General features: G+C 60.4%; 18 protein-coding genes and 1 tRNA gene. 5 read left to right on the top strand and 14 right to left on the bottom strand.

What is annotated here, in order from left to right; genetic code table 11:
- Positions 1 to 98: 98 nt before the first annotated feature.
- A complete protein-coding gene (locus PST29_RS27545) occupies positions 99 to 941 on the bottom strand; it encodes a type 1 glutamine amidotransferase domain-containing protein (RefSeq protein ID WP_060841386.1) in 843 nt (280 codons plus the stop codon).
- Between the two features lie 116 nt (positions 942 to 1,057).
- On the opposite strand from PST29_RS27545, the gene PST29_RS27540 reads away from it, so the two are divergent.
- Entirely contained in the window at positions 1,058 to 1,963 is a 906-nt protein-coding gene (locus PST29_RS27540; protein WP_060841385.1) for a LysR family transcriptional regulator, read from the top strand.
- A 108-nt stretch (positions 1,964 to 2,071) separates the two neighbouring features.
- Here the strand turns inward: PST29_RS27540 and PST29_RS27535 are convergent.
- The 4 genes from PST29_RS27535 to dnaG form a co-directional block, all read right to left on the bottom strand.
- Positions 2,072 to 2,148, bottom strand: a tRNA-Ile gene (locus PST29_RS27535).
- Positions 2,149 to 2,163: 15 nt separating this feature from the next.
- Positions 2,164 to 5,907 carry an EAL domain-containing protein gene (locus tag PST29_RS27530; protein ID WP_060844792.1) on the bottom strand — a complete coding sequence of 1,248 codons (3,744 nt, stop codon included), beginning with the start codon at positions 5,905 to 5,907 and terminating at the stop codon, positions 2,164 to 2,166.
- Between the two features lie 111 nt (positions 5,908 to 6,018).
- Positions 6,019 to 7,866: an RNA polymerase sigma factor RpoD gene (rpoD, locus tag PST29_RS27525; RefSeq protein WP_016967955.1), complete on the bottom strand. Its 1,848-nt coding sequence runs from the start codon at positions 7,864 to 7,866 to the stop codon at positions 6,019 to 6,021.
- A 67-nt stretch (positions 7,867 to 7,933) separates the two neighbouring features.
- The gene (gene dnaG, locus PST29_RS27520) at positions 7,934 to 9,907 is read right to left on the bottom strand and encodes a DNA primase (RefSeq protein ID WP_060844791.1); all 1,974 of its coding nucleotides are present in this window, start codon (positions 9,905 to 9,907) and stop codon (positions 7,934 to 7,936) included.
- Between dnaG and PST29_RS32165 the strand changes: the two genes are divergently transcribed.
- Positions 9,906 to 10,052 carry a hypothetical protein gene (locus PST29_RS32165; RefSeq protein WP_159426288.1) on the top strand — a complete coding sequence of 49 codons (147 nt, stop codon included), beginning with the start codon at positions 9,906 to 9,908 and terminating at the stop codon, positions 10,050 to 10,052. The genes dnaG and PST29_RS32165 overlap by 2 nt on opposite strands.
- Positions 10,053 to 10,388: 336 nt before the next feature.
- Here PST29_RS32165 and rpsU read toward each other — a convergent pair whose 3' ends face one another.
- Positions 10,389 to 10,604 (bottom strand): 30S ribosomal protein S21, encoded by a 216-nt coding sequence (gene rpsU, locus PST29_RS31360; protein ID WP_002551877.1) that lies wholly within the window; start codon positions 10,602 to 10,604, stop codon positions 10,389 to 10,391.
- A gap of 200 nt (positions 10,605 to 10,804) precedes the next feature.
- On the opposite strand from rpsU, the gene tsaD reads away from it, so the two are divergent.
- Entirely contained in the window at positions 10,805 to 11,830 is a 1,026-nt protein-coding gene (gene tsaD, locus PST29_RS27510; protein ID WP_060844790.1) for a tRNA (adenosine(37)-N6)-threonylcarbamoyltransferase complex transferase subunit TsaD, read from the top strand.
- 45 nt (positions 11,831 to 11,875) lie between these two features.
- On the opposite strand, the gene plsY is transcribed toward tsaD, so the two are convergent.
- Positions 11,876 to 12,445, bottom strand: coding sequence for a glycerol-3-phosphate 1-O-acyltransferase PlsY (gene plsY / locus PST29_RS27505; protein WP_060841381.1), 570 nt, complete (start codon positions 12,443 to 12,445; stop codon positions 11,876 to 11,878).
- 74 nt (positions 12,446 to 12,519) lie between these two features.
- On the opposite strand from plsY, the gene folB reads away from it, so the two are divergent.
- Together folB and folK are read left to right on the top strand one after the other, a co-directional pair.
- A complete protein-coding gene (gene folB, locus PST29_RS27500; RefSeq protein WP_060841380.1) occupies positions 12,520 to 12,873 on the top strand; it encodes a dihydroneopterin aldolase in 354 nt (117 codons plus the stop codon).
- On the top strand, positions 12,864 to 13,379 hold the full coding sequence (gene folK / locus PST29_RS27495) for a 2-amino-4-hydroxy-6-hydroxymethyldihydropteridine diphosphokinase (RefSeq protein WP_060844789.1): 516 nt from the start codon (positions 12,864 to 12,866) through the stop codon (positions 13,377 to 13,379). Before folB ends, folK begins: the two co-directional genes overlap by 10 nt.
- A 52-nt stretch (positions 13,380 to 13,431) precedes the next feature.
- On the opposite strand, the gene PST29_RS27490 is transcribed toward folK, so the two are convergent.
- The 7 genes from PST29_RS27490 to apaG all read right to left on the bottom strand — a co-directional run bounded on the left by PST29_RS27490 (position 13,432) and on the right by apaG (position 21,510).
- Positions 13,432 to 14,661, bottom strand: coding sequence for a multifunctional CCA addition/repair protein (locus tag PST29_RS27490; protein WP_060841378.1), 1,230 nt, complete (start codon positions 14,659 to 14,661; stop codon positions 13,432 to 13,434).
- A gap of 65 nt (positions 14,662 to 14,726) precedes the next feature.
- On the bottom strand, positions 14,727 to 16,289 hold the full coding sequence (locus tag PST29_RS27485; RefSeq protein WP_060841377.1) for a SpoVR family protein: 1,563 nt from the start codon (positions 16,287 to 16,289) through the stop codon (positions 14,727 to 14,729).
- Positions 16,286 to 17,557 carry a YeaH/YhbH family protein gene (locus tag PST29_RS27480; protein WP_060841376.1) on the bottom strand — a complete coding sequence of 424 codons (1,272 nt, stop codon included), beginning with the start codon at positions 17,555 to 17,557 and terminating at the stop codon, positions 16,286 to 16,288. The genes PST29_RS27485 and PST29_RS27480 overlap by 4 nt, the downstream gene beginning before the upstream one ends.
- A 118-nt stretch (positions 17,558 to 17,675) precedes the next feature.
- Entirely contained in the window at positions 17,676 to 19,598 is a 1,923-nt protein-coding gene (locus PST29_RS27475) for a PrkA family serine protein kinase (protein ID WP_011063831.1), read from the bottom strand.
- Between the two features lie 299 nt (positions 19,599 to 19,897).
- Positions 19,898 to 20,227: a thiosulfate sulfurtransferase GlpE gene (gene glpE / locus PST29_RS27470; RefSeq protein WP_060841375.1), complete on the bottom strand. Its 330-nt coding sequence runs from the start codon at positions 20,225 to 20,227 to the stop codon at positions 19,898 to 19,900.
- A gap of 33 nt (positions 20,228 to 20,260) precedes the next feature.
- Positions 20,261 to 21,130: a symmetrical bis(5'-nucleosyl)-tetraphosphatase gene (locus PST29_RS27465; protein ID WP_060841374.1), complete on the bottom strand. Its 870-nt coding sequence runs from the start codon at positions 21,128 to 21,130 to the stop codon at positions 20,261 to 20,263.
- Positions 21,130 to 21,510, bottom strand: a complete 381-nt coding sequence (gene apaG, locus PST29_RS27460) for a Co2+/Mg2+ efflux protein ApaG (protein WP_060841373.1) — start codon at positions 21,508 to 21,510, stop codon at positions 21,130 to 21,132. Before apaG ends, PST29_RS27465 begins: the two co-directional genes overlap by 1 nt.
- Positions 21,511 to 21,591: the final 81 nt, after the last annotated feature.

The raw sequence follows: 21,591 nt of genomic DNA, 5'->3' as shown, positions 1-21,591 counted from the left end.
TGACGCACCAGTAATAAGGACAGTGTGAGGTTTCATTACAGTGCTCCAAATACCCGTCAGAAACCGGGGTCGAGGGAGGGCGCAGTGCTGCAGTCGTGTTATTTCAATCGATCGAGCAGTGCCTTGCCGACCTCAATGGCCGAGGCTGGATTCTGGCCAGTGATCAACTCGCGATCGATGACCACATTAGGCGTCCAATTGGAAGTGTTGCTGCGGTACACCCCACCGGCTTGTTCCAGCGCGGTTTGCGGGTAGAACTTCATAACACCACCGTTGAGCAGACCTTTGGCTTCTTCCTCTTCCTTATTGCTGATAACGGTCATCTTGTAGCCCGCATAAATCCAGTCGGCGCTGCCCCTCTCAGGTTTCGCACTCTGGAGTTGGCGGGTGAATTTTTCGGCGTCAGGCAAGGTCGACAGCAGGGCGATCGGGCCATGGCAGACGAGTGCGGTGGTCTTGTCTTGTCCATGGAAATTCGCCAGCAAGCGACCCAGCTGACGGCTGTGGAGCAGGTCCTGCATGGGGGCGTGGCCGCCGGGAATGTAGACCGCATCAAAGTGCGCATAACCGATCTGCTCTACCCGAGAAAGGCTGATGACCGGTGACTGTTCCGGCAAGGTCAGTTTCAGTTGATCAAGCAAGTTCTTATAGGTCTGAAGCGCTGCCTCATCGTTGTTGAAGTACATTTTATCGATGGACGTTTTGTCCACTGTCGGCGCGTTGCCGTTCGGGGTGGCAAAGGTGACGTTATGGCCAGCGTCGAGCAGCATCTTTACCGGTTGCAAAAGCTCGTTCAGGTAGAAGCCGGTGGCAAAGACCTTGCCGTCCTTCAAATCGAGCTTCGCCGAATCGGAAAGCACCACAAGCACGTTGTCAGCGCTGGCTGCCAGGCTGGTGCTGGCGAGGGCCATGGCTAATGCAATACGGGTCAGTTTTCTCATGTCGTGTCCAGAATTTATCGGGCGAACGGTTGCCGCCCCTGCCTGGATACTCTATTGATGTATGATTTGGCGATAAACTACCTAAAATGGAATTCATTTGGACTTTGTAGGCAATAATGGCGCGTAGATTTGACCATCTTGGGGATGTGGAAGCCTTTATTCGCGTGGTGGAGCAGGGCACTGTCAGTGCTGCTGCCACTGCCCTGGCGACCACGCCTTCGGTGCTCAGCCGGGCGTTGACGAGGCTCGAGTCGCGCCTTGGCGTGCAATTGTTGCGACGTACTACCCGAAGGCTCAGCCTGACAGACGCCGGCAAGTTGTACCTGGAACAAACCCGTTTGGCCTTTTCACAGATTGAAGAGGCGGAGCGCAATATTTGCGGCCAGGAAGGCGAGTTGAGCGGGCGCGTTCGGATGAGCGTCCCAACGACTTACGGGCATCATCGTCTGCCACCGCTGCTCAGTGAGTTTGCCCGGCAATACCCGGCTGTGCGGGTGGAACTGAGCATCACCAATCGCAATGTCGACCTAGTCGCCGAAGGCTACGATCTGGCGATTCGTCTGGGGCAGTTGCCGGACAGTGGTCTGGTGGGCCGCAAACTGGAAGATGCGCGGCTTTGCCTCGTCGCGTCTCCCCAATACCTGGCTCGCGCCGGCATCCCTACGACGCTTGAGATGTTAGGCGAGCACGTTTGTCTGCCATTCATCATGCCCAGCAGTGGCAAGGTCGGATCGTGGTTGTTCTGTCTTGACGGGAAAAATATCGAATGGCTACCGCAAGCCAATGTGGAGGTTTCGGATGATGTTCTGGGGATCGTTTCGCTGGCGGAAAGCGGTCTGGGCATCTGCCAGACCTATGATTTCATCGTCCGGGACAAAATTCAGCGCGGGCAATTGGTGGAAATACTTGCGCAATTGAGTGGGCGCAGTCGGCCGTTCTCGATTATTTACCCGCCTCACCGGCAATTGTCAGCCGCATCCCGGGCGCTGATCGAGTTCATCCTGGACAACACCCAAGCCTGAGCGATTCAAGCGGCTGATGTGGACGTTTTGTGGACGGTCAGCAGATTTTAATTCGAGGTCTTTCGAACCGTAGAAGCGCGAAAGCCGCGCATTGCGCGGCTTTCAATTTGGTGGGCCCACACGGACTTGAACCGTGGACCAAAGGATTATGAGTCCTCTGCTCTAACCAACTGAGCTATAGGCCCTCAGTAGGCGGCGGATTATAACGATGGTTTCTCGGCTGTGCTATCCGAAAAATCGGAAACCCGGATCCGCAGGAAGGCCGCACAGAACTCATCTGCCTCAAGGGGCAGACTGACGATGTAGCCCTGGATCTGCTCGCAGCCTTCCTGGGCGAGGAAGGTCTGCTGGTCATGGTCTTCCACCCCTTCGGCGATCACCGTGAATTGCATGCTGCGACCCAGGGCGATGATGGCGCGGACAATCGCCACGTCGTGGGGGTCGTCCGGTAGGCCACGGACGAAGGACTGGTCGATCTTGAGGAAATCCAGGGGCAGGCGCTTGAGGTAGCTCAGGGACGAGTAGCCGGTGCCGAAGTCGTCGATGGCCAGTTGCACCCCCAGGCGCTTGAGCTGGTGCAACACCTCCAGGGCTTCTTCGGCCTGGCTCATGATGAAGTTCTCGGTGATCTCCAGTTGCAGCAAACCAGGCTGCAGGTCGTAGTCGCGCAGCAGTTGTTCGATGCGGCCCAAGAGATTGGGTTGGCGCAACTGGGCGCCGGCCAGGTTCACCGACAGCGGTCCGAAGTGCTCGTAGTGCTGGTTCCAGCTATGCAGGTGCTGGCAGGCCTGTTCCAGGACCCAGTCGCCGATCAGCAGGATCATGCCGTTTTCTTCGGCCAGGGGAATGAAGTGCTCGGGCGGGACATCGCCGAAGGTGGGGTGGTGCCAGCGGATCAGCGCCTCGGCGCCCACCAGTTCGTGGTTGCTGAGGCTGATCTTGGGCTGGAAGTACAGCGACAGCTCATCGCGTTCGATGGCCCGACGCAGTTCGTGTTCCAGGGCCACCCGCTCGCTGGCCTGGGCGGTCAGGTCGCGGGTGTAGCGTTCCACGCGGTTGCGGCCCTTGGCCTTGGAGCGGTACATGGCGGCATCGGCGTTCTTGATCAGGGTGGCGACGTCGCAACCGTCCTTGGGGTAGAGGCTGGTGCCGATGCTGGCGCTGATGAAGAACTCATGTTCACCGGCCTGGAACGGCGCGGTGAAGCAGTTCAGCAACTTGGTGGCGATGTGGTCGGCATCGCTGGCCTGGTGCAGCCCGGGCAGCAGGATGATGAATTCGTCCCCGCCCAGGCGAGCCACGGTGTCGATGTCTCGTAGCTGTTCCTTGAGGCGCACGGCGATGCCCTTGAGCAGCAGATCGCCCACCGGGTGGCCGAGGCTGTCGTTGATGTGCTTGAAGCGATCCAGGTCGAGGAACAGCACCGCGCCCTGGCCGCCGCTGTCCTGCTGGCCGTTGAGCGCGGCCAGCAGGCGACTTTCGAACAGGGTGCGATTGGGCAGGCCGGTCAGGGGGTCGTGGTGGGCCTGATAGTCGAGCCGTGCCTGGGCGTGCTTGAGGCTGGAGATATCGGCGAATACCGCCACGAAATGGGTGATCTGCCGCTCCTTGTTGCGCACGGCGTTGATGGTCAACCAGTTGGGGTAGAGCTCTCCGTTCTTGCGGCGGTTGGAAATCTCGCCCTGCCAGTGGCCTTCCAGGGTCAGTTGATGCCACATCGCGGCGTAGAAGGCGCTGTCGTGCAGCCCCGATGCCAGCAGGCGCGGGGTCTGGCCCAGGGTTTCACTTTCGCTGTAGCCGGTGATTTCGCTGAAGGCCCGATTGACCGCGCTGATGCGCTGCTGGGTATCAGTGATCATCACGCCCTCGGCGGTGCTTTCGAACACTGTGGCGGCCTGTTGCAGTTTTTCCTGCATTTGCTGGCGATCGGTAATGTCCCGGGCGATGGTCAGCATGCAGTCTTCTTCGCCGATGGGCAGCGGCCGGCTGGACAGCTCGCAAAGGCGGATCTGGCCATCGTTGCGGCGAATATGGCAACGGAAGTCGCGGACGTAGCCGTCGCGTTGCAGCAGATCGAGCATCTGTTTGCGTTCGTTGAGATTGACCCAGATTCCCAGTTCCAGGGTCGAGCGGTCCAGTGACACGGCGCTATTGAAGCCGGTGATGCGACTGAAGCCCTCGTTGACCTCGATCAGCAGGCCATCGCGCTGGCGGCTCAACAGCAGTCCGTCCGGGGAGGCGTGGAAGGCTTTGGCGAACTTCTCTTCGGAGGTCTGCAGTTGCTGCTGGGTTTCCTTGAGCTGGCTGATATCGCGCACCACCACCACCAGCGCCGGGGTGGTGTCGAGGTCAAAGGGCTCGGCGGAGATCAGCCCGGTGAACAACTGGCCACTGTGGCGGCGAAAGGGCATCTCCAGGTTGCGGATGCTGCCGGCCTGCAAGCGCTGCAAGAGGCTGGGGCCGACCCCCGGGATCCCCCAGATGTTCAGCTCGGTGGCGGTCTGGCCGATGACCGTTTCGGCACTCAGGCCGATCTGTTCCTCGAAGGCCTTGTTGACCTCCAGCAGGCAGCCGTCGGACAGGCGTGCGATGACCAGGATGTCCGGGCACTGCTGGAACACCGAAGCGAACTTCTGCTCGGACAGGCGTAGCGCTTCTTCGGTGTGCTTGGCTTCGCTGATGTCGATCATCAGCCCGCGCATCACCGGTTCCTGGCCGTGCTCGATCAGGCTGACGATGTCGCGTACCCAGAGACAGCGACCGTCGGCGGTGATCACCCGGTAGTCGAGGCTGTGGTCGCGCCCGGCCTGGACCTCATGGTCGCAGAACGCCTGGGCCCGGGTCAGGTCGGCGGGGTGGATGATGTTGCGCCAGAACCCGGGAACCAGCCAGTGAGCCAGGGGATAGCCCAGCAGCGCTTCGGCGTGGGGCGAGACGTAGCTGTAGGTGAAGTCGCTGACGCGGGCTTCCCAGGCGATGGCGGACAGGCTCTCCACCAGGCTGCGATAGTGGTATTCGCTGCTGCGCAGCTCCTGTTCCAGGGCCACCCTGCGGGAGATCTCCGAGCTCAGGCGGCGGTTGATACGGATCACCACCGCGAGCACGGTGACCAGCAGGAGCAGCCCGGGCAGCCCATAGAGCAGCACGTCGGACCAGAAGGTTCGATGGTCGAGCACGCTGCCGACCCAGTGTTGCTGAATGGCACTGATTTCATCGGGGCTGAGGTCGGCCAGCACTTTGTCGAGAATGCCCACCAGGATCTTGCTGTCGCGCGGGACGCCCATCGCCAACTGGTAGCGATAGGGGGTTTCGCCGCTGACATACAGGCCCTCGAGCTTGAGCTGGCGCAGGCTCCAGACGCTGGAGGCCAGGTCACCGACCACGGCGTCCACTTCGTCGGTGGCCAGGGCCTGCAGTGCGGAACTGATGTTGGGCAGGGCGACCAGGTTCAGGTCCGGATGATGGGTGCGCAGCAGTTCGTGGGGGGCGTAGTTTTCCACCACGGCCACTTTCAGGCCGTAAAGGTCCTGAAGGTTGCGCGGTTGCGCACCGCCGCTGTGGGCGAGGATGACGATGGGAAAATCAAGGTAGGGGCGGGTGAACGCCATGTAGCTCTGGCGCTCCGGTGTCGACATGATCCCGGGCAGCAGGTCCAGCTTGCCCTGCTTGGCGTCCTCGAGTACCTCGGTCCAGCTGGCGGGCTCGATGGGCGTCAGGCTCACCGACAGGCGTTCCTGGATCAGGTGGATGTAGTCCGCTGCAAGGCCCTGGTAGCGACCTTCCTCGTCTCGATATTCGAATGGCGGCCAGGAGGCATCTACCCCCAGGCGCAGTTGCGGGTGAGCCTTGAGCCAGCCACGTTCTTCATCGGTGAGAGTCAGCGCGCCAGCCGTTGCCGTCCAGGTAAGCAGCGCCAGCAGTAGCATGGCCGACAGTCTGGGCATAACCGTCTCGTTATGGCACGGGGAATGTTTCGAGTGTAGACGGGCTATGCGGCGAGGGAGAGCGAGGATCTGCAAAAAGCAAAACCCCCAGCTGGGCTGGGGGTCTTGGGCTTACTCGTCGAGGAAGGAGCGCAGATGCTCGCTTCGCGTCGGGTGGCGCAGCTTGCGCAGCGCCTTGGCTTCGATCTGACGAATCCGTTCACGGGTCACGTCGAACTGCTTACCAACCTCCTCGAGGGTGTGGTCGGTATTCATGTCGATGCCGAAGCGCATGCGCAGGACCTTGGCTTCACGGGCAGTGAGGCCGGAGAGTACTTCGCGGGTCGCTTCTTTGAGGCTCTCAACGGTGGCCACATCGATTGGCGACTGCATGGTCGAGTCTTCGATGAAGTCGCCCAGATGGGAGTCTTCGTCATCACCGATCGGGGTTTCCATGGAGATCGGCTCTTTGGCGATCTTCAATACCTTGCGGATCTTGTCCTCAGGCATTTCCATGCGTTCGCCCAGCTCTTCCGGCGTCGGTTCACGACCCATTTCCTGCAGCATCTGCCGGGAAATGCGGTTGAGCTTGTTGATCGTCTCGATCATGTGCACCGGAATACGGATAGTGCGGGCCTGGTCGGCAATCGAGCGAGTGATCGCCTGACGGATCCACCAGGTGGCATAGGTCGAGAACTTGTAGCCGCGACGGTATTCGAACTTGTCCACCGCTTTCATCAAGCCGATGTTGCCTTCCTGGATCAGATCGAGGAATTGCAGGCCACGGTTGGTGTACTTCTTGGCGATGGAGATCACCAGACGCAAGTTGGCTTCAACCATCTCTTTCTTCGCGCGGCGGGCCTTGGCCTCACCGATCGACATGCGACGGTTGATGTCCTTGATCTCGGCGATCTTCAAGCCGGTTTCGACTTCAAGAGCGGTCAGCTTCTGCTGGCAACGGATGATGTCCGGCTGCAGGCGGGCAATGGCTTCGGCGTATTTGGTCTTGCCTTTGGCCAGGGCGTCGGTCCAGCTTTCATCCACTTCGTTGCCCGGGAACTGGCGCAGGAAGTCGGCACGCGGCATGCGGGCATCACGCACGCAGAGCTGCATGATGGCGCGCTCTTGCTGACGCAGGCGATCCAGGGCGCTGCGTACGCGTTCAACCAGGCCTTCGAATTGCTTCGGAACCAGTTTGATCGGCATGAACAATTCGGCCAGGGCCAGCATTTCGGCGATGGCTTGCTTGTTCTCGCGGCCGTGCTTCTTCAGCGCCTTGCGGGTGATCTCCATCTGATCGGCGACAGCGCCAAAGCGCTGTGCGGCGATAACAGGATCCGGACCGCTTTCGGCTTCTTCTTCGTCTTCGGTCGCTTCAGCTTCTTCGTCGTCGCTGTCGTCATCCGCCTTCGCGGTTTTGGTGTCGACAGGCGGCGGCACTTCGGCGGCAGGCGGCGTAATACCGTCGTCCGGATCGATGTACCCGCTGAGAACGTCAGACAGGCGGCCACCTTCGGTGGTGACGCGAGTGTATTCGGCGAGGATGTGATCAACCGTGCCAGGGAAGTGCGCGATTGCGCCCATCACTTCACGGATGCCCTCTTCGATACGCTTGGCGATTTCGATTTCGCCTTCACGTGTGAGCAGCTCTACCGTGCCCATTTCGCGCATGTACATGCGCACTGGGTCGGTAGTGCGACCAATGTCGGTTTCCACAGCCGCCAACGCTGCGGCGGCTTCTTCAGCTGCTGCTTCGTCGGTGTCGGCTTCGGCCAACAAAAGGGCATCCGCATCCGGAGCACTCTCGAATACGTTGATCCCCATGTCGTTGATCATGCGGATGATGTCTTCCACCTGTTCCGGATCTGAAATATCCTCCGGCAGGTGGTCGTTGACCTCCGCGTAAGTCAGGTAACCCTGCTCACGTCCACGGCTGATCAACTCTTTGAGGCGAGACTGCTGTTGCGCTTTTCCGGACATAACACCCTATCCACTGAAGGTCTTGGCGGGCAAAAAACAAGCCGAGGATTATACCCGAGCTATGACCTCACGCGCCAGTTGAGGTCGGGTTCGATGCGGGAACATTGCGTTTTAAAAGCTCAACCAGCTGAATTTTCTCTTCGCTGCTGAGCTCGCTTTGACGCGATTTCCTGAGAAGTTGGTCTAAAACACGCTCGCGTTGGCGAGCGGACAAGCTATTAATGGTGTCGAAAAACTGTTGTTCAAGGTTATCTCCGTCGATCAACCACTCTTTTTCTGCCAGAGCAGTCAGCAGGTGGCCCTGCTGAGTGCCGTGCCAGCGCGCCATCAACTGATGAATAGAGCGTAGCTTAGGATTTTTCTGCACGGCTTCGATCAGGGCGACCAGCAACTGTGTATTGATGTTGTCGTCATCGGCAAAGTGCCCGGCATCTTCAACTTTTTCTGCCAACTGCGGGTGATGCAGCAAGGTGCGCAGAGCTGCCAGTGTCGGAGGCTCCACCGCTGCCGGGACCCGCGGGCCCCTGGGCTGGTCGCGATCGCCCTGGCGCTTGCCCTTGCCGTTCTTGTCCCAGGGCTTGTTTTCCCACTTCTTGCCGCCGCCATTTTTCTTCGGCGTCCAGTCCTGTTGAGGGACGTAGGTTTCCTGGTGGGGCTCATGGTAGTCGGCGTAATCCGGCATTGCGTCGTAATCAATGCCGGCGTCGTAGGCTGGCGGCGCTTCCGGCGCGGCGTTGTGGACCAGTTGCGTGACGGTTTCGCTGGTCAGGCCGGTGATCTCGCTGAGGCGCTGGCGCATCAGGGTGCGCAGGTTGGCGCCAGGGATCTTTTCGATCAGCGGCGCAGCCAGCGTGGCCAGGTGGGCCTTGCCTTCCAGAGAGCGCGGGTCTGCTTCGTCGATCAGTTGCTGGAAAAAGTAATCCGCCAGCGGCTGCGCGTGCTGATTGATCCGCGCGCGGAAGGCGTCGGTGCCTTCGGAGCGCACCAGGGTATCCGGGTCTTCGCCTTCCGGAAGGAACAGGAAGCGTGCGCGGCGTCCGTCCTGCAGGCAGCTCAGGGTGGCTTCCAGGGCGCGCCAGGCGGCCTTGCGTCCGGCCTGGTCGCCGTCGAAGCAGAACAGTACGTTGGGCACGATGCGGAACAGGCGCTTGAGGTGTTCCTCGCTGGTGGCGGTGCCCAGGGTCGCGACGGCATTGCGCAGCCCTTGCTGGGCCAGGGCAATCACGTCCATGTAGCCCTCGACGACGATGATTTCGTCGAGGTTGCGGTTGTTCTTGCGGGCCTCGTACAGGCCGTAGAGTTCCTGGCCTTTGTGAAACACCGGGGTTTCCGGGGAGTTCAGGTACTTGGGTTTGTCGTCCCCCAGCACCCGGCCGCCAAAGGCAATGATCCGGCCGCGGGTATCGCGGATGGGAAACATCACCCGGTCGCGAAAGCGGTCATAGCGTTTGCCGGTCTCGGCGTTTTCAATCAGCAGGCCGGCGTCGATCATGGCTTTTTGCTGCAGGGTGTCGCTGCTCAGATGCTTGAACAGGTTGTCCCAGCCGGGCGGGGCGAAGCCCAGGCCGAAGTCGCGGGCGATCTCGCCGGTGAGGCCACGTCCCTTGAGGTAGTCCACCGCCGCCTTGCGTGCCGGGTGGCTTTTCAGGGCCTGGCGATAGTAGTCGGCAGCGGCAGTGAGCAGGGGATAGAGCGGGGAGTCCGTGGGCTGTCGGGGTTTGCGCTGGCCGCGAGTGCTTTCCTCGCGGGGAATCTCCATGCCGGCGGCTTTCGCCAGTTCCTCGACGGCCTGGGGGAAGTCCAGGTTGTCGTGGTCCATGATGAAGCCGAGGGCGTTGCCGCCCGCGCCACAGCCGAAGCAGTAGTAGAACTGCTTGTCGGGGCTGACGCTGAAGGAGGGGGTCTTTTCCTTGTGGAACGGGCAGCAGGCGGTGTAGTTCTTGCCGGCTTTCTTGATCTGCAGGCGCGAGCTGACGACATCGACGATGTCGGTGCGGTTCAGAAGGTCGTCAATAAAGCTCTGGGGAATGAGCCCGGCCATGGCGTTCTCGTCATCACTGCGGGAAAAAATAGCCCTGGCGACGCTGTCGAAAGACCGGATGCAGCGAGGCGTGAAGGTTGCGCGGCTCGGTCCGGGTTTTCGGCGTGATCGCAGTCGGGAAGTGTATCTGCCGAACGTCCACTGACGTTAGTTTCAATCAGTATTCGACTATTTGAAGGTATTGCGCTGAGTCCGACAGTGGCCTTTGGGTGGCCTCGGATAGCTCATTAAGCGGGCGCTGGAGAAGTGCGCCTTGGGCTGATCGTCTGTAGGAATCAGTAAGGGTGTGCTCGTCAGTAGCCTTGGAAGGCTCGTCAGAAAAGACGTGCACCGCTGGCAAGAGCCAGGTCTGACGTGGTGAAGCAGATTCGTCTGGGTCGCATGGGCGGCTTCGACGGTGAAGCATCAAGCGTATTCCGCAAATGCCATTAGCCCGGCTGAGGGCCGGGCTTGGCAGAAGCTTGCAGCGAACGTCTGTGTATTAGTACAGACGTACGGCGCGGCGCTGTTCGCGCTGAACTTTCTTGGCGTGACGCTTAACAGCAGCAGCTGCTTTGCGCTTACGCTCGGAAGTCGGCTTCTCGTAAAATTCGCGGCTACGAACTTCAGCCAGAACACCGGCTTTTTCGCAGGAGCGCTTGAAACGACGCAGAGCTACGTCGAAGGGTTCGTTCTCTTTAACTTTGACGGCTGGCATCCAGAGCTACCTTCATTCATTACCGGGGTCAACGTTCTCGTCGCAAAAATCGCGGCTGAGGTCGTCGGTTTTTAAGGGTTGCGGATGTTAACCCCTCAACGCTCGGAATGCAAAGCCTCTGATCGAAAACCGCTGGTCGGGCGCGGGAGTGGCGACTATTATGCGCGCCTTCGAATTCAGCCTCTACAAGGCGCAAACCCATGCTAGTACTGGGATTAGAAACCTCCTGCGACGAAACCGGCGTCGCGCTTTACGACAGCGAGCGCGGCCTTTTGGCCGATGCGCTGTTCAGCCAGATCGACCTGCACCGCGTCTACGGCGGCGTGGTGCCGGAGCTGGCTTCCCGTGATCACGTCAAGCGCATGCTGCCGCTGATCCGTCAGGTTCTGGCTGAGGCCGACTGTGTGCCCACTGAGATCGATGCCATTGCCTATACGGCCGGTCCCGGCTTGGTCGGCGCGCTGCTGGTCGGGGCTTCCTGCGCCCAGGCGCTGGCGTTCGCCTGGGGCATTCCAGCCCTGGGCGTGCATCACATGGAAGGTCACCTACTGGCGCCAATGCTGGAAGAGCAGCCACCGGAATTCCCGTTCGTCGCCTTGTTGGTGTCCGGCGGTCATACCCAGCTGGTTCGGGTCGATGGCATCGGCCAATACGAGCTGCTGGGCGAGACGCTGGATGATGCGGCGGGCGAGGCGTTCGACAAGACCGCGAAGATGATCGGTCTGAATTATCCCGGCGGCCCTGAAATTGCGCGTCTGGCCACTCAAGGCGTACCGGGGCGGTTTGTCTTCCCCCGGCCGATGACCGATCGTCCTGGCCTCGATTTCAGTTTCAGCGGCTTGAAGACCTTCGCCCTCAACACCTGGCAGCAGTGCGTCAGCGCTGGAGACGACGGTGAGCAAACCCGTTGCGACATCTCCCTCGCGTTCCAGCAGGCAGTGGTGGAGACTTTGACCATCAAGTGCAAGCGCGCACTGAAGCAGACCGGCCTCAAGCGCTTGGTGATCGCCGGGGGCGTGAGCGCGAACAAGGCCTTGCGCGAGGCTCTGGAAAAGATGCTCGCGGAGATGAACGGCAATGTGTTCTATGCTCGCCCCCAGTTCTGCACCGATAACGGCGCGATGATCGCCTTTGCCGGTTGTCAGCGTTTGCAGGCCGGTCAGCAGGAAAGCCTGGCAATCACTGTGCAGGCGCGTTGGCCGATGGAGCAGTTGTCGGCCCTTTAGAGGGTGCGCGGCGGCGTAAGCTTGAGTCTTTTGATCGTCGAGGACTTAGAAATGCCGTTCGCGGCCGGCAAACAGGTCGCGTAGATTGCCGCGATGGCGCCAGACGATCAGCAGCGTCAGTACGCTCATCGGCAGCAGCGCTTCGGGCGCCTGCCAGGCCAGCAGCGGCAGGGTCAGGGGCGTGGCGATCAGGGCGGCCAGTGAGCTGGTACGGGTGAGGTAGAAGGTCAGCGCCCAGGCGGCGACGGCCAGCAGGGCGGCTGGAGGATAAAGCCCCAGCAGCATGCCGGCGGCGGTGGCGACACCTTTGCCGCCGCGAAAGCGGAAGTACAAAGGGAACAGGTGGCCAAGGACGGCGTAGAGTCCGACCCAGGCCTGTTGTTGCAGCGAGAGTCCCGCAAGGTGCGCGATCAGCACGGGCACCAGGCCCTTGCAGAGATCCCCCAGCAGGGTCAGGACTGCGAGTTTCTTGCCGGCCAGGCGCAGCATGTTGGTGGCGCCGGCATTACCCGAGCCACTCATTCGCGGATCGGGATTACCCGTCAGGCGGCTGAGCAAAATGGCAAAGGACAGAGAGCCAAGCAGGTAGGCGAGAATCGCCAGTAACCAAAACATGCTAACTATTCCGGGCGAGGACGCCCTGATTCTAACGGCGCATTGCGCCCTTGTCGTGCTGCGGAGAAGAGTGCTTGGACAGAGTGTTTATCGAAGGACTGGAAGTGGACACCGTGATTGGAGCCTACGACTGGGAGCGTGGCATCCGACAGTGCCTGCGTCTTGATCTGAGCTTTGCCTGGGATAATCGCCCGGCCGCCGCTGGGGATGATCTGACGCTGGCGCTGGATTACGCCAGCGTTTCCACGCGGATCCAGGCGTTTGCCGAGCAGGCCCAGTACCAGTTGGTGGAAACCTTTGCCGAGCGTCTTGCCGAAGTGCTGATGAGCGAATTCCACATCCCGTGGCTGCATTTGAAACTGACCAAGCCGGGTGCCGTTCCGGCTGCCGCGGGCGTGGGCGTGGAGATCGAGCGCGGATGTCGCTGACTCAGGTGTTTCTGGGGCTTGGTAGCAATATCGAGCGTGAAGTTCACCTGTGCGCCGGGCTTGATGCCCTGGCCGGCTTTCTGGTGGATATGCGTTGCTCGGCGGTGTTCGAGAGCCAGCCGGTGGGGATCAAGAGCGGCCCGTTCTTCAATCTGGTGGTGTCGGGCTATACCGATCTGCCGTTGATCGAACTGGATCGGCGCTTGAAGTTCATCGAGGCGGACAACGGCCGCTATGCTCCGGACCGCAAAGGCTTGCCGCTGGACATCGATGTGCTGCTGTATGGCGATCTGACCGGCAATTTCGATGGTCTGATCCTGCCTCGGGCAGAGATCCTGAAGAATGCCTTCGTGCTTTGGCCGTTGTCGCTGATGGCCCCTGAGCGGGTGCATCCGCTGGCCGGCAAGAGCCTGGCGGTGCTCTGGCATGAAGCGCAGATCGATCAGGTGTTGGCGCCGGTGCCGTTCGAATGGCGGGGCCGGCAACTGACGCCTCCCGGGCTGTAGTCCCCAGCCTCGGCTCCTGAGGCGGGCAAGGCTTGTGCCTTGCCCGCGGGGCTCAAGGTGTGGGCGGCTCCTTGTAGGCCTTGAGCGCTTTGAGTCGTTCCAGTCTCAGCGCTTCGCCCAGTGCCGGGCCTTTGAAGCCTTGCTCAAGCAACGGCTGGACCGCCACTGCCCGGGCCACATTGGCCGCGCCGCGCAGATAGTCCGCTTGGGGGTAGGGGCGCGACTCCAATCCCAACCGTCCGCGGGCATCCATCTCGCAAGCGGCAATGAACTCTTCGAAGCGCTGCGGGCGACGGAACACGTCAAAGCTTTGCAGCAGCTCTAGCAGTGTCGAGGCCTTCAGTTCCTGCGCCTTGTGGGCGTGGGTGTGGTACTGGCCTACCAGCAATGCCAGTTCCTGGCATTCCCGTGGCACCTTGAACCGCTCGCTGACGGCCTTGATCAGCTCCAGACCCTTGTGTTCGTGTCCGATGTGCCGTGGCCACTCCTGCTCGGGGGTAAGGCCTTTGCCCAGGTCGTGCAGCAGGCAGGCCCAGCGTACCGAGAGGGGCTGATGGTGCAGTGCCGCTTGCTGCAAAACGCTGAGGGTGTGCAGGCCGGTGTCTATCTCCGGATGGTGCGCGGCTGGCTGGGGAACGCCGAACAGGGCGTCGACCTCGGGCATCAGCACCGCCAGGGCGCCGCAGTCCCGGAGCACCTGGATGAAGACCTGGGGCTGTTCTTCCATCAAGGCCCGGGAAATCTCCTTCCAGCTGCGCTCCGCGGTGAGGGCCTGCAGCTCGCCTGACTCACTGAGTTCTCGCATCAGTTCGAGCGTCTCTGCGGCCACCCTGAAACCCAGGCCGGCATAGCGCGCGGCGAATCGCGCTACCCGCAGTACTCGAAGGGGATCTTCGGCGAATGCCGGGGAAACATGACGTAACAGCCGTTCTTGAAGATCCTTCTGGCCGTTATATGGGTCGGTCACGACACCCTGATCATCCTCGGCCATGGCGTTGATCGTCAGGTCGCGGCGAATCAGGTCCTCTTCCAGGGTGACCTCCGGGCTGGCGTGGAAGGTGAATCCGCCGTAACCCCGTCCGCTCTTGCGCTCGGTTCGGGCCAGGGCGTATTCCTCGCCATTCTTGGGGTGCAGAAACACCGGAAAATCGGCGCCAACCGGGCGAAAGCCCTGAGCGATCATGTCTTCTGCGCTGGCACCGACTACCACCCAATCAATATCGGTGACCGGCCTGCCCAGCAAGCGATCGCGCACTGCGCCGCCGACTTTGTAAATCCGCATAAAAAACCTCCGTTAGCGCGACAGAATAACTCTTGTGTCGCGCTGACGGAGGACTGTTGTTGGACTCAGAGGTGGATGACTGCCAGGTCCAGTCGACCGTAGTCGTTTTCGTTATGATCGCTTCTTGGCGGGACGTGATGGGTTTTCACCACTTGATCACCCTGCAGGGTTTCCAGGTGAATGTCGAAACCCCACAGGCGGTGCAGGTGCTTGAGTACCTCGTCAGTGGAGTCGCCAAGGGGTTTGCGATCATGTTGCTGGTGGCGCAGGGTCAGTGAGCGGTCGCCACGGCGGTCGATGCTCCAGATCTGCACGTTGGGTTCCCGGTTGCCCAGGTTGTATTGCGCGGCCAGGGTTTCGCGGATGATCCGATAGCCGCTTTCGTCATGGATCGCCGGCACCAGCAGGTCGTCCTTCTGGTCGTCGTCCATGATGCTGAACAGCTTGAGATCACGGATCACCTTGGGTGACAGGTACTGCAGGATGAAACTCTCGTCCTTGAAGCTGCTCATGGCGAATTTGATGCTCGACAGCCAGTCGGTGCCAGCCAGTTCCGGGAACCAGCGGCGGTCCTCTTCCGTGGGTTCCTCGCATATGCGGCGGATGTCCCGGTACATGGCAAAGCCCAGGGCGTAGGGGTTGATGCCGTTGTAGTAAGGACTGTCGAAGCCCGGCTGGTAAACCACGCTGGTATGGGAGGCGAGGAATTCCATCATGAAGCCGTCGGTCACCAGGCCTTCGTCATACAGGTCATTCATCAGGGTGTAGTGCCAGAAGGTTGCCCAGCCCTCGTTCATTACCTGGGTCTGGCGCTGCGGGTAGAAGTACTGGGCGATCTTGCGCACGATGCGCACGATCTCCCGCTGCCATGGCTCCAGCAGGGGGGCGTGCTTTTCAATGAAGTACAGGATGTTTTCCTGAGGCTCGGCGGGGAAGCGAGCATTGTCCTTGTCGCTGTATTTGTCCGCGCCTTTGGGAATGGTGCGCCACAGATCGTTGATCTGTTTCTGCAGGTGCTCTTCCCGGTCCTTCTGGCGGCGCCGTTCTTCCTCGGCGGAGATCGGGTAAGGCCGCTTGTAGCGGTCGACGCCGTAGTTCATCAGGGCATGGCAGGAGTCCAGCAGATCCTCCACGGCATCGATGCCATGGCGCTCCTCGCACTGCATGATGTACTGCTTGGCGAACACCAGGTAATCGATGATCGAACTGGCATCGGTCCAGGTGCGGAACAGGTAGTTGCCCTTGAAGAAGCTGTTGTGGCCATAGCAGGCATGTGCGACGACCAGGGCCTGCATGCAGATGGTGTTCTCCTCCATCAGGTAGGCGATGCAAGGATCTGAGTTGATCACGATCTCGTAGGCCAGTCCCATCTGCCCGCGGCTGTAGGACTTTTCGGTGCTGAGAAAGTGCTTGCCGTAGGACCAATGGTGATAACCCAAGGGCATGCCCACCGAAGCGTAGGCATCCATCATCTGCTCGGCGGTGATCACTTCGATCTGGTTGGGGTAGGTATCCAGGGCATAGCGAGCCGCGATACGGCTGATTTCGCGGTCGTAGGCCTGGATCAGCTCGAACGTCCATTCCGAGCCGGTGGAGATAGGTTGGCGCTTCTGCTCTCTGGCGGTCATGTCACTAACCTGCGCTGGAAGAGTTCACGGAAGACCGGATAGATATCGCCGGCCGAAACCAATTGTTGCTGGGCGAACGTGTCGGAGAAGGCCTCGGCGATACGTTCGTATTCGAACCACAGGGCCTGGTGCTCTCGTGGAGTGATCTCCACGTAGGTGTAGTACTGCACGAAAGGCATGATCTGGTTGATCAGGATGTCGCGGCAGATGGGCGAGTCATCGTTCCAGTTGTCGCCGTCGGAAGCCTGTGCGGCGTAGATGTTCCATTCGTTGCTTGGATAGCGCTCGGCCATGATCTCCTGCATCAGTTTCAGGGCACTGGAGACAATGGTCCCGCCGGTTTCCCTGGAATAGAAGAACTCTTCCTCGTCCACTTCACGGGCACTGGTGTGATGGCGGATGAAAACCACGTCGATCTTGTCGTAGTTGCGCTTGAGGAACAGGTACAAAAGGATGAAGAAGCGTTTGGCAATGTCCTTGGTGGCCTGGGTCATGGAGCCGGAGACGTCCATCAGGCAGAACATCACCGCCTTGGAGCTGGGGTTGGGCTGTTTCACCAACAGGTTGTACTTGAGGTCGAAGGTGTCGAGAAAAGGCACGCGATGAATGCGCGCGCTAAGGCGTTCGATTTCTGCTTCAAGTTCCTGAATATCGCCGAAGTTGTCCGGTTCTTCGCGTTTCAGGCGTTCCAGCTCTTCTTTCACCTCCCGCAGCTTGGCCCGGCTGCTGCCGGACAGGGCAATGCGTCGGGCGTGGGCCGAGCGCAAGGTGCGGATGATGTTGATCCGCGACGGGTTGCCTTCGTTGCTGATCCCCGCTCTCACGGTCTTGAAGGTGTCGGTGCCGGTCAGGTTGCGTTTGACCAGGTTGGGCAGTTCCAGGTCTTCGAACATGAACTCGAGGAATTCTTCCTGGGTAATCTGGAAGACGAATTCGTCCATGCCTTCGCCGGAGTTGCCGGCCTTGCCGCGGCCGCCGCCACCGCCGCCGCCCTGAGGCCTGGCGATATGTTCGCCGGCGGTAAATTCCTTGTTCCCGGGATGGACCACGGTCTGCTTGCCGCCACGGCCGTGGTGCAGCACCGGTTCGTCGATATCCCGCCCGGGAATGCTGATTTGTTCGCCGTGCTCCATGTCGGTGATGGAGCGGCGGCTGACGGCCTCTTCGACGGCCTTTTTAATATGGTCACGGTAACGCCGCAGGAAGCGCTGGCGGTTCACCGTGCTCTTGTTCTTGCCATTGAGACGTCGGTCGATCACATAGCTCATGGGCCCCTCCGGGGAGCTTCAAGACATAAGCCTCAAGCCGCAAGCGGCGTAGCGGCGGGGCCCGGGAAGGCTCCGCAGCATCGCGCTTGCAACTCGTAGCTAGAAGCTTGCAGCTGCATCACTGCGATTTTCTGACCCGCAGATACCATTCGGACAGCAGCCGAACCTGTTTGTCGGTGTAGCCGCGCTCGACCATTCGTGTGACGAAGTCGTTGTGTTTCTGTTGATCCTCCTTGCTGGCCTTGGCGTTGAAGCTGATGACCGGCAGCAGGTCCTCGGTGTTGGAGAACATTTTCTTCTCGATGACCACCCGCAGTTTTTCGTAGCTGAGCCAGGTGGGGTTCTTGCCGTTGTTGTTGGCCCGGGCACGCAGGACGAAGTTGACGATCTCGTTGCGGAAATCTTTCGGGTTGCTGATGCCGGCTGGTTTTTCGATCTTCTCCAGCTCCTCGTTGAGGGCCACGCGATTGAGGATCTCGCCGGTTTCCGGATCGCGGTATTCCTGATCCTGAATCCAGAAGTCCGCATAGAGCACGTAGCGGTCGAAGATGTTCTGGCCGTACTCGCTGTAGGACTCCAGGTAAGCGGTCTGGATCTCCTTGCCGATGAACTCGATGTAGCGCGGCGCCAGGTATTCCTTGAGGAAACGCAGGTAACGCTCGCGGGTTTCCGCCTGGAACTGTTCCTGCTCGATCTGCTGTTCCAGCACGTACAGCAGGTGCACCGGGTTGGCCGCCACTTCATGGGGGTCGAAGTTGAAGACTTTCGACAGGATCTTGAAAGCGAACCGGGTCGACAGGCCATTCATCCCTTCATCTACGCCGGCGCTGTCGCGGTACTCCTGGATCGACTTGGCCTTGGGATCGGTGTCCTTCAGGTTTTCACCGTCATAGACCCGCATCTTCGAGTAGATGTTGGAGTTCTCCGGCTCCTTGAGGCGCGACAGCACAGTGAACTGCGCCAGCATTTTCAGGGTGTCGGGGGCGCAATGGGCCTTGGCCAGGGAGCTGTTGAACAGCAGCTTGTCGTAGATCTTCACCTCATCGGTGACGCGCAGGCAGTAAGGCACCTTGACGATATAGATCCGGTCGATGAAGGCTTCGTTGTTCTTGTTGTTGCGGAAGGTGTGCCACTCCGATTCGTTGGAGTGGGCCAGCAGGATGCCGGTGAAGGGGATCGCCCCCAGCCCCTCGGTGCTGTTGTAGTTGCCTTCCTGGGTGGCGGTCAGCAATGGGTGCAGCACCTTGATGGGGGCCTTGAACATCTCGACGAATTCCATCAGGCCCTGGTTGGCCCGGCACAGTGCCCCGGAGTAGCTGTAGGCATCGGCATCGTTCTGCGGGAATTCTTCCAGCTTGCGGATATCCACCTTGCCGACCAGTGCCGAAATGTCCTGGTTGTTCTCGTCCCCGGGCTCGGTCTTGGCCACGGCGATCTGGTTGAGAATCGACGGGTACAGCTTCACCACGCGGAACTGGCTGATGTCACCGCCAAACTCCGACAGGCGCTTGGTGGCCCAGGGCGACATGATGGTGTTGAGATAGCGCCGGGGAATGCCGAAGTCTTCTTCGAGAATCGCGCCATCTTCCGTGGCGTTGAACAGCCCCAGTGGCGATTCGAAGACCGGGGAACCCTTGATCGCGTAGAAGGGCACTTTTTCGATCAGTTGCTTGAGCTTCTCGGCCAGGGACGATTTACCACCGCCCACCGGACCCAGGAGGTAGAGGATCTGCTTCTTCTCTTCCAGGCCCTGAGCGGCATGTCGGAAGTAGGAGACGATCTGGTCGATGCATTCTTCCATGCCATGGAAGTCTTCAAAGGCCGGATAACGCCGGATCACCTTGTTGGAAAAGATTCGTGACAGCCTCGAGTTGGTCGAAGTGTCCAGCAGTTCCGGCTCGCCGATGGCCAATAGCAGGCGTTCGGCGGCGGATGCGTAGGCGCTTCGGTCCTTCTTGCACAGCTCCAGGTATTCCTGCAGTGAGAACTCTTCCTGGCGTGTGGATTCGAAGCGCTGTTGGAAGTGGCTAAAAATACTCATGACGTCACCTCGCTCGATACGTTGAGCCGGCGTCGGATCAGTCAGTCAAGTGCTGGCGAGCAACTGAAAATCCAGTTGCCGTTTACCCCCCAGAACACTTCCAAAGCTATCGACCTTGAAAGCTAGTACCGATGACCCACTCGCCGGTGTACCGGCTCTCCCCTGATTTGGATGGCCTGAGGCTAAGGATAGTTCGGAATCCGGGAGGTCAAGGCGAGATGGGGAATTAGTTGCGCACTACCGTTCGTCCGGTGGCGCGTCAGCCCACGTAGTACGCGGGCTGGAGCTGAGGAAAAAAATTATTCGGCGCCGCCTTGGGCGGTTTCCGTCGGGTAGGTGCTGCGCCACAGCTCGAAGCCGCCGTCGAGGCTGTAGACATCGGAAAAACCCTGGCTCACCAGATACGCGGCGGCGCTCTGGCTGGAGTTTCCGTGATAGCAGACCACCACCAGCGGGGCGTCCAGGTCGGCGTTGCGAATGAAGTCGGAAATGGAGTGATTATCCAGATGCTGCGAGCCGCTGATGTGGCTCAGGGCATAGGTTTGCGGGTCGCGGATGTCCACCACCACGGCACCTTGCTCGCGCAGCGCCTGGGCCTGTTCTGGGGGAATGCGTTTGAATTCGCTCATGGCGGGCTCCTGGAGCTTGATAGTCAGCGCCGACTAGCGCTTTGCCGAGACAGGCAAGGGGTTGGGGGAAGGGTGTGCGGCGTGTCCCTGAGCATCGCAATCACAGGTCAGGCGCACGCCGCTGTCGACATTCAGCAGGGTCATGGCGCCGCCCCAGACGCAGCCGCTGTCGAGGGCGAAAATGCCGGGTTGGTTGCTATGGCCTTCCAGGGCCGCCCAGTGGCCGAAGATGATCTTCAGGTCCCGGGTCTTGCGCTCCTTGTGACTGAACCAGGGGGCATAGCCCGCCGGGGCGGTATCCAGTCCTTCCTTGCTCTTGAGATCGAGCTTGCCCTCGCTGGTGCAGAAGCGCATGCGGGTGAAATAGTTGGTGATGACCCGCAGGCGGGTCACGCCTTTGAGGTCACTGTCCCATTTCGCCGGGTCGTTGCCGTACATGCCGTCCAGAAAGGGTTCGAAGAGGTTGTCGTCGCGCAGCGCCTCTTCCACCTCGGCGGCGCATTTGAGGGCCTTTTTCAGCGACCACTGAGGGGCGATGCCGGCATGCACCAGGGCCACATGGCGGGCTTCGTCGTAGTGCATAAGTTTTTGCTGGCGCAACCACTGCAGCAGCTCTTCGCGGTCGGGGGCCTCAAGGATCTCGCGCAAGGTGTCGGACTTTTTCAAGCGCTCGATGTTGCGCCAGGCGGCCAGCAGGTGCAGGTCATGATTGCCCAGCACGCAGACCAGCGAATCGCGGATCGAGTACAGGTAGCGCAGGGTTTCCAGCGACTGCGGGCCACGGTTGACCAGGTCGCCCACCAGCCACAGGCGATCCCGGGCCGGGTCGAAGGCGACTTGTTCAAGCAGGCACTGCAGTGGCTCCAGGCAGCCTTGCAGGTCGCCGACAGCGTAAGTTGCCATCAGTGCAGGGCTCCGGGGACCGCCAGGCGGAAGGGCGCGATGATGGCGTCGAACTGTTTGCCGTCTTCGGCGAGCATCTGGTAGCTGCCCTGCATGTTGCCGACCCGGGTGGTCATCACGGTGCCGCTACTGTAGGTGTGGCTTTTGCCGGCGGCGATCAGCGGTTGCTGGCCAACCACGCCGGCGCCGCGCACTTCTTCCACGTGACCGTCGCCGTCGGTGATCACCCAGTGCCGGGACAGTAGCTTGGCCGGGAGCGAGCCATTGTTATGAACGGTGATGGTGTAGGCGAATGCGAAGCGGTTCTGCTCGGGTTGCGATTGGTCTGCCAGAAAGCGGGTGACGACGCTGACATCGACCTGATAACGAGGATCGGACATGCAAGAGGCCTTTAAAGCAAAGCGGGGCGCGGGACAAAGCTGATGGAGGTCAGTCTAGGTCAAGTACCGGGTAGTAAACCA

The organism is Pseudomonas sp. St29, assembly GCF_001547915.1.
Taxonomy (GTDB): Bacteria; Pseudomonadota; Gammaproteobacteria; order Pseudomonadales; family Pseudomonadaceae; genus Aquipseudomonas.
The sequence above is the reverse complement of the archived record's forward strand: the minus strand, read 5'-3'. Positions and strand labels throughout refer to the sequence as shown.